Here is a 13,629-nt window from a genome sequence, read left to right as displayed (position 1 = left end):
CAACTGTCTCGGGCTGTTGTCGGGCCGTTCGCATCGGGTCTATTCCGGCATCTGCCTTATCACCCCGGGTGGCAAGCTGCGCCAGCGCCTGGTCGAGACGCGGGTGCGTTTCAAGCGGCTGCCGCGCGAAGAGATCGACGCCTATATCGCCTCGGGCGAATGGCGCGGCAAGGCGGGCGGCTACGCCGTCCAGGGCCTCGCCGGCGCCTTCGTCGTCAAGCTGGTCGGCTCCTACACCAACATCGTCGGGCTGCCGCTGTATGAGACCATCGCGCTGCTGAGCGGCGAAGGCTTCAAGGTGCATGGCGGCTGGCTGGCGGGAACCCGGCTGTGAATTCCGATCCCAAAGTCACGCCCTTGCGCCCAAAGCGCCCCTGTCCCGAATGCGGCAAGCCCTCGGCGCGCGACAGCTTTCCGTTCTGCTCGACGCGCTGCAAGGACATCGACCTCAACCGCTGGCTGAAGGGCGCCTATGTCATCAAGGCCCGCGATGACGAGGAAGAGACGGATCCCGACGCTCCGAAATGAGGTCGTCAGGCGGCCTCGGTCTTGCGCGCCACCCGCGCCCAGCCCGGCAGCCAGTCGCCGTGAGCGGCCAAGAGATCGTCGACCAGTGACCAGATCTGGTCGAGATCGAGTTCGGCCGCGGTGTGCGGATCCATCATCGCCGCGTGGTAGATGTGCTCGCGGTTCTCGGTCATCAGAGCCCGCACCGTCAGTTCCTGCACGTTGATGTTGGTGCGGATCAGCGCGGTCAATTGCGGCGGCAGCTCGCCTATATAGGTCGGCTGGATGCCGGAGGCATCGACCAGGCACGGCACTTCGGCGGCGCAATCCCGAGGCAGCGAGGTGATGCAGCCATTGTTGCGGACATTGCCGTAGATCACCGACGGCTCGCCGGTCCAGACTGAATTCATGATCGAGGAGGCATATTCCCGGGACTGCTCTACCTCGATGCGATCGGCCGAGCGATAGGCTTCAGCCTGCCCCTTCCAGCGCTCGATCTGCTCGATGCAGCGCTTGGGATATTCATCAAGCGGGATGCCGTACTTCTCGATCAGGTCCGGGCGGCCGTCCTTGATGAAATAGGGCGTATATTCGGCAAAATGCTCCGAGCTCTCGGTGACGAAATAGCCGAGCCTGGTCAGCATCTCGTAGCGCACCTTGTTGGCACAGCGCGGGTTCCAGCCGGGCTTGGGCGCGCGGCCTTCGCGATAGGCGCGCACGAGATCTGGGTAGAGGTCGCGGTAGGAACCGTCCGGCTGGCGATGCTCGAACTTCAGATAGAACGCCATGTGGTTGATGCCGGCCGAGCGATAGCGGATCCCTTCGTAGGGAAGGTCGAGGTCTTCAGCCAGCTCCATTGCCGTGCCCTGCACCGAATGGCAGAGGCCGACCTGCCTGATCTCAGGGTATTTCTCTGCTATCGCCCAGGTGTTGATCGCCATCGGGTTGACATATTGCAGCATGATCGCCTGCGGGCAGACGGCGAGCATGTCTTCGCACACCTTCCACAGATGCGGCACGGTCCTTAAGCCCCGCATGATGCCGCCGACGCCGAGCGTGTCGGCGATCGTCTGGCGCAGGCCGTATTTCTTCGGCACCTCGAAGTCAGTGACGGTGCAGGGCTCGTAGCCCCCGATCTGGAAGGCGACGACGACGAAATCGGCGCCGGCCAGCGCCTTGCGCTGATCCGAATGGGTCTCGGTCTTCGCCTTGACGCCAAGCGTCGCGATCAGCTTGTTGACGACAATGGCGCTCTCTTCCAGCCGCTGCGGATTGATGTCCATCAGCGCGATCGTCGCGCCGGACAGCGACGGGCGCTGCAGCACGTCGCCGACAATGTTCTTCATGAACACCGTCGAGCCGGCGCCGATGAACGTGATCTTGGGATTTCTTGCCATGCTAACCTCCGGCATATGTTCAGGCCACATCGAAAGCGGCCCTGACGAGCCGTTCGGTGTAAGCGGTCTTGGGATTGGACAGGACGTCGTCGACGGGGCCCTGCTCGACGATCTTGCCGTTCTGCATGACGATCACGCGATGGCATAGCGCGCGCACCACCTTGAGGTCGTGCGAGATGAAGAGGTAGCTGAGGCCGCGCTCGTCCTGCAGCTTGCGCAGGAGGTCGATGATCTGCGCCTGGACGGAGAGGTCCAGCGCCGATGTCGGCTCGTCGAGCAGGATGAATTCTGGTTCGAGCGCTATGGCGCGGGCGATCGCGATCCGTTGTCGCTGGCCGCCGGAGAATTCGTGCGGAAACCGCGACAGAATATCGCCCGGCATGCCGGCGCTGACCAGCGCGTCGCGCACCCGTTCGACCCGCTCGCGCCGCGTCGCCCCTATGCTGTTGACGATCAGCCCTTCCTCGATGATCTGGCCGATCGTCATGCGCGGGTTGAGCGAGGAGAACGGATCCTGGAAGACGATCTGCATGCGCGAGCGCAACGGCCGCATCTCGGCCCGCGACAGGCCGTGGATCGGCTTGCCGTCGAAACGGATCTCGCCGCGCTTGGCGTCGATCAACCGGAGCAGGGCCTGGCCGAAGGTGGTCTTGCCGGAGCCGGACTCGCCGACCAGCCCCAGCGTCTCATGACGACAGAGTTTCAGGCTGAGATCGTCGACGGCGACCAATTCGCGCCAGTCGGGTTTCAGAAAGGTGCCGTGGCGCAGCATGAATGAGACGCGCACGCCGCTGGCCTCGAGAATGGTGCCACAACCCTCCGGCAGCGGCTTCGGCTGCCCGTGCGGCTCTGAAGCCAGCAGCCGCCTCGTATAGGGATGCCGCGGATCGCCGAACAGCCGTTCGGTGGCGTTGTGCTCGCACATTTCGCCATGCTGCATGACATAGACGTAGTCGGAGAACTGGCGCACCACGGTGAGGTCGTGGGTGATCAGGATCACCGCCATGCGCAGCTCTTTCTGCAGGCTGCGGATCAGGTTCAGGATCTGCGCCTGGACGGTGACATCGAGCGCCGTGGTCGGCTCATCGGCGATCAGCACGTCGGGATTGTTGGCCAGCGCCATGGCGATCATCACCCGCTGGCGTTGCCCGCCCGAGAGCTGATGCGGGTATTGTCTGAGCCGCGCGGCAGGATCGGGAATCTGCACGTGCTGCAGAAGTTCGAGCGCTCGCGCCCAAGCCTGTTTGCGGCTGACCTTACGATGCACCCGGATCGCCTCGACGATCTGGCTGCCGACCGTATAGATCGGGTTGAGCGAACTCATCGGCTCCTGGAAGATCATCGAGATGCGGTTGCCGCGCAGCTTGCGCCGGGCGCTCTCGGGAAATTTCAGGATGTTTTGCCCGTCATAACAGACGCTCGAGCCGGGCGACACCGTGGCGCGCCGTGACAGCAGGCCCATGACGGTGCGCGCCGTCACCGACTTGCCCGAACCGGATTCGCCGACGATGGCGATCGTCTCGCCGCGATAGAGCTGGAACGAGATGTCCTTGACCGCTTCGACGACGCCATGCTCCACCTTGAAGGCCACGGCGACGTTGCGGGCATCGATGATCGGCTGGTCCTGGCGTCCATCATGGTCGTGACGGACGATCGGTGCGAAGGATTCGGCGAGCGCGACGGACATCTCAGCACCTCAATAAGGGTCGACGGCGTCGCGCAGGCCGTCGCCCAGCGCGTTGAAGGCAAAGACGGTGACCAGCACAAAACCGACCGGCGACAGGATCCAGGGATAGGTGCCGATGACGGAATAGGTCGCGGTGTCCTGAAGCATCAGGCCCCACGAGATCAGCGGCGGCTTGACGGCGAAGCCGAGGAAACCGAGGAAGGATTCGAGCAGCACCACGGTCGGGATCGCCAGCGTCACGGCGACGATCACATGGCTCATCACATTGGGGAAGATGTGCTGCATGATGATGCGCCGGTCGGTGGCGCCGACCGCCATGGCGGCGCGCACATACTCGATCCGCGCCAGCGCCAGCGTCTTGCCGCGCACTTCGCGCGACATCTGCGCCCAGCCCAAGGCCGACATGACGATGATGACGAAAGCGAGGAAGACGTTGGTGGGAGCGGTGACCGGGATCAGTGTCGTCAGCGCCAGATAGAGCGGCAGCTGCGGGAAGGCGAGCACCAGTTCGACGAAGCGCTGCATCCAGACATCGAACCTGCCGCCGAAATAGCCGGAAACCATGCCGACGGTGGTGCCGATGACGGTGATGATGAAGACGACCGTCAGGGCGATCATCAGCGAGACGCGCGAGCCGTGGATGGCGCGCGACAGCACGTCACGGCCGAACTTGTCGGTGCCTAGGAAATGCACCGGCTGGCCGTCCAGCGAGCCGAACAGATGCCGGTCCGCCGGCAGCAGCCCAAACAGCTTGTAGGGCGCGCCATGCACGAAGAAACCGAGCAGCCTAGGATGATCATAGTCGGGGCCGACGACGGGCTGGAAAGTGACCGGATCGAGGTCCGCCGAATCGGCCAGCGCATAGACCCTCGGCCGTGCGGTGAAACCGCCGTCTCTGTCATGGAAGCTTGGCACCTGCGGCGGAGCGAAGCCGACATCCGTGACCTTCGGGTCCATTGGCGCGATGAATTCGGCGAATACGGCCATCACCAGCAGCAGCACGACGAGCCAGAGCCCGGCCATGCCGGTCCAGGAGCGCTTCAGCCGGCGCCAGACAAGCGCCATGTAGCTTTCGTTGCCATGCGCCGGTTCGGCGACGATGGGCCCTTCGGCAGGCAGCGGTGGAGGGGATGGATCGCGCGCCAGCATCTCAACGCTCCCCGAACTGGCGCACGCGCGGATCGAGCAGCACGAGCAGCATGTCGGCGATGATGTTGCCGACGATGAGCGTCGCCGACAGGACCATCATGAAGGTGGCGGTGACATAGACGTCGCCGACAGCCATGGAGCCGACGATCGCCGGGCCGACGGTCGGCAGTGCGAAGATGATCGCCGTCTCGATCTCGCCGGTCAGCATATAGGGCAGCACCACGCCCTGATACATGATGAGCGGATGCAGCGCGTTGGGCACGGCGTGGCGCATGACGACGGCAGCACCCGTCAGCCCCTTGGCCCTTGCCGTCTCGACATATTGCGCGTTCAGCGTATCGAGCAGATTGCCGCGCATGACGCGCATATTGTAGGCGAGGCCGCCGAAAGTGGCGATCGCCACCACCGGCCAGACATGTTTGTCGAGGTCGACGAATTTGGCCCACGACCACGGCGCACCACCATATTGCGGCGAGAAGAATGAGCCGATCTCAGACACGTTGAACTGGAAGACCAGGAGATAGACGATGATCAGCGCCATCAGGAAGCGCGGCACCGTCATGCCGAGGAAGGAGATGGCCGACAGTGTCGAGTCGATCCAGGTGTATTGCCTTGTCGCCGCCCATATGCCGAATGTGATGCCCAGCACCGAGGCCAGCAGATGGCAGACCAGCGCCAGAAGGAGCGTGCGCGGCAGGCGCTCTCCGACCACATCGGCGACCGGTTTGTTGTAGTACAGGCTGTAGCCGAAATCGCCGCGGGTGACGATGCCGACGATCCAGTTGAGATACTGCACGGGCAGCGGCTTATCGAGGCCATGCTCGATGCGATAGGCCTTTGCCTGCGCGTCGGCCTCGGCAAAGGAAGCTCCACCCTGGTTGATCGCCTGCGAGCGGATGTAGTCGGCATAGTCACCCGGCGGCGCCTGGATGATGGCAAAGGTGGCCAGGCTCAAGATGGCGAGGACCGGGATTGCCGACGCTATGCGCGTGAGCAGGAATCGCAGCATGGACGGTTCATTTCCTTGTCTCGCCGATCGCGCCCTTGGTTGCGTCCGGAGGTTGGTTTGTCCGGCCGCGCCAGCGGCGCGGCCGGAGGTCTCTCAGTCAGGGAGGTAAACCTAATTCATCAGCCCCTTCTCTCCGGGTTTGCCGGGCAGCTCATCGGGGAACAATTCATATTTCGCCTGCTTGTCTGCGGCGACAAATACCCGTTCGCGGATGATCGAATCCTCGGCCCAGTTGAACATGAAGATCGGCGTGCCCTGCGGAATGTTCGAGAATCGCTTATTGACGATCAGCGCGCCGGGATATTCCGTCAGGCCGACATTGTAGACGTGCTCCGTCGAGATCTTCTGGAATTGTTTCATCAAGCTGGCGCGCTGGTCATTGTCCTGCGTGGAGACGAACTTGTTGACGATGTCGACGAGGTCCTTTTCGAACGGCATCACATCGACCTCGCCATTTTCCGGCGCACGATGGTCCCAGCTGGTGCGCGGGCCGACAGGGGCAAGCTGCACGGTGTTCTGCACCACCGAGGTCAGTTCCTGTTCGTTGCGCCGGACCAGCCAATCGAAGCGGCCGGAGTATTGCGAAGCGTCCCGCTGGGTGCCGTTGAGGCCGTTGAGCACGACCCGCAGCCCGAGCTTTTCCATCTGGGCGACGACGCCTTCGGCAAGGCTTTTGTCGGTCGTGTAGTCGTTGTTGACCAGCATCACGATCTCGACATTCTTGCCGCCGGCGGTGCCGGAAGGGAAATTCACGAAGCCGTCGCCGTCCGTATCCTTGAGGCCGGCCTTGGCGAGTTCAGCCTTGGCGCCATCGAGGTCGAAGGGGTAGTAGACCGTCGAATTGCGGTCGTAGAAGCTGGTTCCTGACGACAAGCCGCCGGGATAGATGGCGGTGAACGGCCCCTTGACCAGCGAGTCGCCGAGCGCCTTGCGGTCGAGCGCCATGGTGACGGCCTTGCGGAAATCCTCGTTGCGGTTCAGCTCGCGGATCGCCTGGCCGCGTTCGTCCGGATTGCCCCAGCCATTGGCGGAAAAATTAAAGCGCAGATTGTAGCCGATGAGCCGCGGGCCGAAAGCAAGACGGGCAGGCGCGTTCGCCTCCGCCGCACGCTTCAGCGAGGCGACGAAGTTTTCCGGCTGCTCCAGATTGGAAAAATCAGCCGCGCCGGCCACCGCCTGGACGTCGCGATCGGCCCAGGTCGACAGCTTGTAGTGCAGTTCGTTGAGATAGGGCAGTTGATTGCCCTTTTCGTCGACCTTCCAGTAATAGGGATTTCGGCGCATGACGATGATGTCGTCCGGCCGGTATTCGACCGGGACCCAGCCGCCCATCACCGGCATGTTCATGAATTCCGGCGGGAAGGCATTTTTGAACTGGTCATAGGTGTTCTTCGAATATTTCGGATGCTGCGGCTTCAGGATGTGCGCGGGACCAGGACAGAAGGTGCCGTAGGCCATGGCATACAGGTACTGCTTCGGGAAGGCGTCCTTGAAGGTCCATTCGACGGTGTAGTCGTCGATCTTCTTCAACGTCGTGCCGACGCCGAAGGTTTCCGGCGTGGCGCCGTTCAGCGGCGAGACGTTGGGATCGACGACCTCGTCGTCCCAGTAGAACATGACGTCGTCGGCATTGAACGGCACGCCGTCCGACCACTTCGCGCCTTCGATGAGGTGCATGGTCAGCTTGTGGCCATCGCTCGACCAATCCCAGCTCCTGGCCAGGTTCGGCAGCGGCTCGGTGTCCTTGGCCTCGACCTGGAACAGCGGGGCGGTGCGCGTCAGGCATTCGGAGAGGCCGATGTCGATGCCGCCCCAGCCTTGCGTCTGACCGGCGCCGTAGTTCCAGCCTTCCGGCCGCCCTCCGATGACGTGGCGCATCGTATCGCCATAGACGCCGATGCCGTCTTGCATATTGCCCGTCTTGAAGACCAGCGGCTCCTTCGGCAGCCTGTCTCTCACCGGCGGAAGCTTGCCGGTCTTGACGTATTTCTCGGTGACCCAGTCGGGCTCGTGATATTCGGGAAGCGCCTTGAACTCCAGAATGGAGTCGCGCGCGACATAATTGATCTTGCCTTCGGCGGGAAACGGTGTCGGCGCCGGCGGAACCGTCGGCTCGGAAGCGTATGCACTGAGTGCCGAGACCGAGACGCTCAGCGCCAGTCCGGCAGCAAGGCCGATATTGCGTAAATTCCTCACTGTCTCTCTCTCCCTCTTGTTGGTCCGGAGCGTTTGCACCCGCTCCGCCTCTCCTCGAATTCAAACGGCTTCGTGGCAGTGGATCCGCCTCCCATGGATCCACCATCACCGCATGAATTTCCAGCCGGCCCGTTTCAGCCGGCCCGTTTCAGCCGGCTTGCTTCAGCGCGGCTTTTTCGGCGCGCAATTCCTCGATCGAGCGAATGCTGCGCCGTGCGGCGCCCGCCCACTCGCGGGTCTTCACCTTGGATGTCGACAGCCGCTCCCTGGCGGCCGGAACCGCATGGGCGTATTGCGGCAGCCAGGCTGCCTGGGCGACGACCATTTCGTCGACCATCTGCCAGACCTCCTCCGGCGTCGAAACCGCGCCGACCAACGGGTCATGCAGCACGGCGAGCTTCAGAAGATCGATGTCGCCCGATATCGCGGCATGCACCGACATGCGCTGGACGTTGATCGAAGCGATGCAGGTGGCGGCGCAAGCCTCCGGCAACGTGATGCCGGCGGCCATGTTGATGCCGAAACGGTCGACGAAGCCCGGCGACTCGATGATGGCATCGTGCGGCAGGTTGGTGATCACCCCATTGTTCTTGACGTTGAAGTGGCCGCGATAGACGCGGTTGGTCTCCAGCGCCTCCAATATGTGGCTGGCATGCTCGTTGGAGCGTTTCTCGCGGTCGATCGGCTTGGACGCCGCTTCGAGGAACTGCGGATATTCCGTCTCGAACCAGTTGCGGGTTTCGGTGGAGTAGCGGAGATAGCCGCCGGTCTCGCCGTGAATCCAGTCGGACATATCGATCCAGCGCGTGATCTCGTCGGGACGTTTGCGGTACCAGGGCAGATATTCGGAAAGATGACCGTTGCTTTCGGTCGAATAGACGCCGAAGCGCTTCAGGACGTCGATGCGCAGCTTCTCCTGCCTGGAATAGACCGGATGCGCCTCGAAAGCGGCCACCAGTTCATCCTTGCCAATGGGGCGGCCGTTGAGGCGCAGATCGATGAACCAGGTCTGGTGGTTGATGCCGGAACAGACATAGTCGAGCTCCTGCGTGGACTTCGCGCCAAGCACCTCGGCGATCTGCTCGGCGCCGTGCTGGACGCCGTGACAGAGCCCGACAGTGTCGACCTTGCCGTATTCGATCGCCGCCCAGGTGTTCATCGCCATCGGGTTGGCGTAGTTCAGGAATTTGACGTTCGTCTCGGCGACCTCGCGTATGTCCTTGCAGAAATCCAGGATCACCGGAATGTTGCGCTGGCCATAGAGAATGCCGCCGGCACAGATCGTATCGCCGACGCACTGGTCGATGCCGTATTTCAAGGGAATGCGGATATCGTCGGCGTAGGCTTCGAGGCCGCCGACCCGCACGCAGCTGATGACGTAGCGAGCGCCTTCGAGCGCCTTGCGGCGGTCGGTGGTCGCCGTCACCGGGGTCGGCAACCTGTTTGCCTGGACGATCCTGTCGAGGATCGCCTTGATCATCTGAAGATTGTGCTCGCTGACGTCGGTCAGCGCGAATTCGATGTCCTTGAATTCGGGCACGCACAGGATGTCGGTGAACAATTTCTTGGTGAAGCCGACGCTGCCGGCACCGATGATAGCGATTTTGAAACTCATCAGCCGCACCTCATTCCATTTCGAATTGCAGGCAAGGAATGACAATGGGAGGCTCTAGCCACATGCCGCGACATGTATGCAGGACAAGCCGGAATCCGGCTCGCCAACCTCCCTGTCCGCTCCTTGACTGCGGATCTCTCTCGCTTTTCGATGGGGATTATGCGCTTATTCGCGAGCGCGACCAGAGAAGGATTATGCTTTCAGGGGTAATTTTGTGCTGCATGATTTGATAGAACACGGACAGTCCATGCGCACGATCTCGCTGCCGCGCGGCCGCCAGCGCCTGCACGCCATGCCGACGAGCACGGGCTACGAAGTGCGCGAGGACGAAATCTACGACTGGGACGGCCGCAAGCGCGGTCAGACACCGTTCACCGTGCTCCAGCACACGATCAGCGGGACTGGCCGGCTGCGCTACGAAAACCGCAACTACCGCTTGCAGAAGAACGACACATTGCTGGTGCTGGTGCCGCACAACCACCGTTACTGGCTGGCTGGAGATGAGCGCTGGGAATATTTCTGGATTTCGATGAACGGCGAGGAAGCGCTGCGCATCCACAAGTCGATCCTCAGCGTCTCGGGTCCTGTATTTCGGCTGCAGCCGGCGACAATCGATCATCTTGCCGATTGCAGCCTGCGCCTGATCAAAGGCGCCGCTTCGCCGGGTGCTGCTTCCGCGATAGCCTACGAGGCTGCGATGGCGCTCTATGACGATGTCTTCGGTTCCCATGCCTTCGCCGAAAAACTAAGCGCCATGCAGCCGGTCATCGATCACATCAACGCCAATCTCGACAAGCCGCTGCCGGTGGCGGACCTGGTCCAGATCAGCGGCCTCAGCCGAGCCCATTTCTCACGCTGTTTCGCCGAGAGCGAAGGCCTGCCTCCGGCCGAGTTCGTGCTGCAGCAGCGCCTGCAACGCGCGGCGAAGCTGCTGACCAAAGCGGATTTTTTGCCGGTGAAGGAGGTCGCCATCCTGTGCGGCTTCGAGGAAGCGAACTATTTTTCAAAGGTCTTCCGCCGCTGCTACGGCATCACACCGAGCCAATTCCGCACCACAGGCATGTACGCGAATTTGCGGACTCCGGCCAGGCGCGGCGTCAGGGCGTTCGATGACGAGACCTGACGCCGCCACGGTTAAACAGGCAGCCAACTAGGCAGCGCGCAGGCTGCCGCCGTCCAGCCATTCGAGATCGGCTTGCGAAAGCGTGATGTCGAGAGCGCGCAGGCTGTCGTCCAGTTCATCCAGCGTGCGTGGCCCGATCAGCGGGATGGAGGGGAAGGGCTGAGCGAGCACATAGGCCAGCGCAATATGGATCGGGCTCTTGCCCAGTCTCGCGGCAAGTTCGATCGCCCGGTCGCGGCGGCCGAAATTCCGCTCGGAGTACCAGACCCGCACCAGCTCCTCATTGTCTTGCTTGTCGCGACCCGCCCGATCGGTGAAGAAGCCGCGCCCTTGGCTCGACCAGGCGAAATTCGGCATCTTCCTGGATGTCAGCCAGGCCTTCCACGCATCCGTGGAGGACGTGACGCAGCCAGCCCAGATCGGCTCCAGCATTTCGGCCAGCGAGAAATTGTTGGACAGCGCACCGGGCTTTTGCTTGCCGGTGCGTTCGGCGTAGGCAATTGCCTCATCCATGCGTTCCATCGTCCAGTTCGAACCGCCGAACGGGCCGCGGATGCGGCCGGCCTTGACCTCGCGATCCATCGCATCGACGAATTCGCCGACCGGCACATCCGGATTGTCGCGGTGCATGAAGTAGACATCGACATGATCGGTCTGCAGGCGTTCGAGCGTCTGGTCGAGCTGCTTGCCGATCACATCAGGATAGCACAGCGGCGAGTGCGCGCCCTTGGCGATGACCACCGATTGCGCGCGCACGCCACGGTTTTTCAACCATTCGCCAAGCAGCTTCTCGGTATAGCCGCCGCCATAGACATAGCCGGTATCGAAGAGATTGCCGCCGGCCTCGAAAAAGGCATCGAGCAGGATCGAACCTGAGGAAAACGTACGGAAATCCTCGAAGCCGAGCGCCACCACCGATGCCGGTTTCGACAGGCCAGGAATGGTGCGCTTGGCGACCGCCGTGCCGCCGGACCGTAGCGGCCGGCCGGAGATGGTGTTGGTGCGCTGCTCGGCCTTCTCGATCCCGTATTCGAGGCCGGCTGCCGTCCGCCATTTGTCCAGCACACGCAAGGTGCCGAGGCTTTCCGCCCACGCCATGCCCGGCCAGGCGAATTCTTGGCCGCCGGCGCGGATCGCCTCGCCGGCTGCGTCGACCTCGAAGGAATAGACATGGCGCTTCTCGTCGACGCTGATGGTCTGGCGCGTACCATCGGAGGCGATGACGTCTATCCGGCCGAGACCGACATCGCGGTTGCCGCCGGCGAACCAGAAGTCCGGCACTTCGATGCGGCCCCTTGTGCCCAGGATGCGCAGCACATTGTCCTGGTTGAGCGAGATGCTGCAGGAGACTTCGGCGACAATGCCGCCGGGGAAATGCAGCAGCGCGGAGGCCCATTCGTCGACGCCGGACTGGCCCAGATGGGCGGTGCCGACCACCTTGTCTGGCTCGCTGAAGGGCTTTCCGACGGCCGCACCGGCAATCAGCCGGACCATCGAGACGGGATAGCCGCCGACATCGAGAATACCGCCGCCGGCGAGATCGTTGGCATAGAGCCGGTGCTGCGGCATGAAGCCCGGCATGGCGAAACCGAAGCTCGACTTGATCATCCTGATCTCGCCGATGACGCCGGACCTGATCAGCTCCACCAGCTTCTTGGTCTGCGGGTGCAACCGGTACATGAAGGCTTCGCCGAGGAATGTGCCGGCCTTGCGCGCAGCATGCATCATGGCGTCGGCCTCGAAGGCGGTCAGCGCCAGCGGCTTTTCGCACAGCACATGCTTTCCGGCCTCGGCCGCCTTGATCGCCCATTGCGCATGGCCTGGATGCGGTATCGAAATGTAGACGGCGTCGATGTCGGGGTCGGCGAGCAGCGCGTCGTAGCCGTCGAGGATACGGGCACCGGGAAAACGCTCGGCAAGCCCCGGCTTGGCGGGATTGCGTGCGCCGATGGCGACCAGCTTGCCGGTGTCCGAAGCGGCCACGCCACCGGCAAAGGACTGGGCGATGCTGCCCGGGCCGAGAATGCCCCAGCGAATGGGCGTGGTTGCGGTCATTGTCATTCTCCTTGAAGGCTGGAAAGGGCTGGCGGTCAGCGCAGCCGCAGTCCTTTTTCGTCGAACAGGTAGGATTTGCGGATGGAAACGGTGATCTCGGACGTGTCGGGGACCTTTGCCGCGTCGCGCTGGATCACCACGTCGTCACCGTTGGCCGTTCTGGCATAGAGGAAACTTGTGCCGCCCAGGTGCTCGATCACGTCGATGGCAACCACAAGGTCGGCGTCGCCTTCTCCGGCATTGCCGAAATGTTCGGGCCGCACACCGACAATGACCTTGCTGCCGATTTTTGGGCTGCCTATTTCGGGCGCAGTGCCAGTCAGCGGTAGCGTGATGCGGGTCTTCTCCTGGCCCGCCAGTTCGACCACGACGCCAGGTGCATCGTGCCCGACAACCCGGCCTTTGATGAAATTCATCTTCGGCGAGCCGACAAAGCCGGCGACGAACTGATTGTCGGGGTTGTCGTAGAGATCGAGTGGCCGGCCGATCTGCTCGATATGGCCGGCGCGCATCACGACGATCCTGTCGGCGAGCGTCATCGCCTCGGTCTGGTCGTGGGTGACATAGATCATTGTCGTGCCCAGTTCCTTATGGAGCCGGGAGATCTCGACGCGCATCTGGACGCGCAATTCGGCGTCGAGATTGGAGAGCGGCTCATCGAACAGAAACACCTGCGGTTCGCGTACGATGGCGCGGCCGATGGCGACGCGCTGGCGCTGGCCGCCTGAGAGTTTTTTCGGGCGCCTGTCCATCAATTCGCTGATGCGCAGGATCTCGGACGCCCGCTTCACCCGCCGTTCGGTGTCGGCTTTTGGATTGCCGGTCATGCGCAGGCCGAAAGAGAGGTTCTGTTCGACGCTCATATGCGGATACAGCGCGTAGGACTGGAAC

The 13,629-nt window shown here is 62.7% G+C and carries 11 protein-coding genes; 3 read left to right on the top strand and 8 right to left on the bottom strand.

Annotation, left to right across the window (positions count from 1 at the left end):
- Both ENZ74_RS06505 and yacG read left to right on the top strand, forming a co-directional pair.
- On the top strand, positions 1-334 hold a 334-nt coding region (locus ENZ74_RS06505), incomplete at its 5' end, for a Maf family protein (RefSeq protein ID WP_206522260.1).
- On the top strand, positions 331-528 hold the full coding sequence (gene yacG / locus ENZ74_RS06500) for a DNA gyrase inhibitor YacG (protein ID WP_013530195.1): 198 nt from the start codon (positions 331-333) through the stop codon (positions 526-528). The genes ENZ74_RS06505 and yacG, both read left to right, overlap by 4 nt.
- Before the next feature lie 5 nt (positions 529-533).
- Here the strand turns inward: yacG and ENZ74_RS06495 are convergent, their stop codons facing one another.
- The 6 genes from ENZ74_RS06495 to ENZ74_RS06470 form a co-directional block, all read right to left on the bottom strand.
- The gene (locus ENZ74_RS06495; protein WP_063170044.1) at positions 534-1,904 is read right to left on the bottom strand and encodes an alpha-glucosidase/alpha-galactosidase; all 1,371 of its coding nucleotides are present in this window, start codon (positions 1,902-1,904) and stop codon (positions 534-536) included.
- A 19-nt stretch (positions 1,905-1,923) separates the two neighbouring features.
- Positions 1,924-3,591 (bottom strand): ABC transporter ATP-binding protein, encoded by a 1,668-nt coding sequence (locus ENZ74_RS06490; RefSeq protein ID WP_063170043.1) that lies wholly within the window; start codon positions 3,589-3,591, stop codon positions 1,924-1,926.
- 9 nt (positions 3,592-3,600) lie between these two features.
- Entirely contained in the window at positions 3,601-4,740 is a 1,140-nt protein-coding gene (locus ENZ74_RS06485) for an ABC transporter permease (RefSeq protein ID WP_063170042.1), read from the bottom strand.
- Between the two features lies 1 nt (position 4,741).
- A complete protein-coding gene (locus ENZ74_RS06480; protein ID WP_063170041.1) occupies positions 4,742-5,749 on the bottom strand; it encodes an ABC transporter permease in 1,008 nt (335 codons plus the stop codon).
- Positions 5,750-5,860: 111 nt separating this feature from the next.
- Entirely contained in the window at positions 5,861-7,945 is a 2,085-nt protein-coding gene (locus ENZ74_RS06475; RefSeq protein WP_063170040.1) for an ABC transporter substrate-binding protein, read from the bottom strand.
- Between the two features lie 148 nt (positions 7,946-8,093).
- Positions 8,094-9,560 carry an alpha-glucosidase/alpha-galactosidase gene (locus tag ENZ74_RS06470; protein ID WP_127312700.1) on the bottom strand — a complete coding sequence of 489 codons (1,467 nt, stop codon included), beginning with the start codon at positions 9,558-9,560 and terminating at the stop codon, positions 8,094-8,096.
- A gap of 247 nt (positions 9,561-9,807) precedes the next feature.
- Here ENZ74_RS06470 and ENZ74_RS06465 point away from each other — a divergent pair, with 247 nt between their 5' ends.
- Positions 9,808-10,683 carry an AraC family transcriptional regulator gene (locus ENZ74_RS06465; protein WP_082826649.1) on the top strand — a complete coding sequence of 292 codons (876 nt, stop codon included), beginning with the start codon at positions 9,808-9,810 and terminating at the stop codon, positions 10,681-10,683.
- 27 nt (positions 10,684-10,710) lie between these two features.
- On the opposite strand, the gene ENZ74_RS06460 is transcribed toward ENZ74_RS06465, so the two are convergent.
- Positions 10,711-12,738, bottom strand: coding sequence for an aldo/keto reductase (locus ENZ74_RS06460; RefSeq protein WP_063170039.1), 2,028 nt, complete (start codon positions 12,736-12,738; stop codon positions 10,711-10,713).
- Between the two features lie 35 nt (positions 12,739-12,773).
- Positions 12,774-13,629, bottom strand: an 856-nt coding sequence (locus ENZ74_RS06455) for an ATP-binding cassette domain-containing protein (protein WP_127312699.1), incomplete at its 5' end; no start/stop codon positions are given.

Origin of the sequence: Mesorhizobium sp. M7A.F.Ca.CA.002.15.2.1, from assembly GCF_003998715.1 — a bacterium.
In the GTDB taxonomy this organism is placed as follows: Bacteria; Pseudomonadota; Alphaproteobacteria; order Rhizobiales; family Rhizobiaceae; genus Mesorhizobium; species Mesorhizobium ciceri.
Note: the sequence above shows the minus strand (reverse complement) of the source record. Positions and strands in the feature narration are given on the sequence as shown.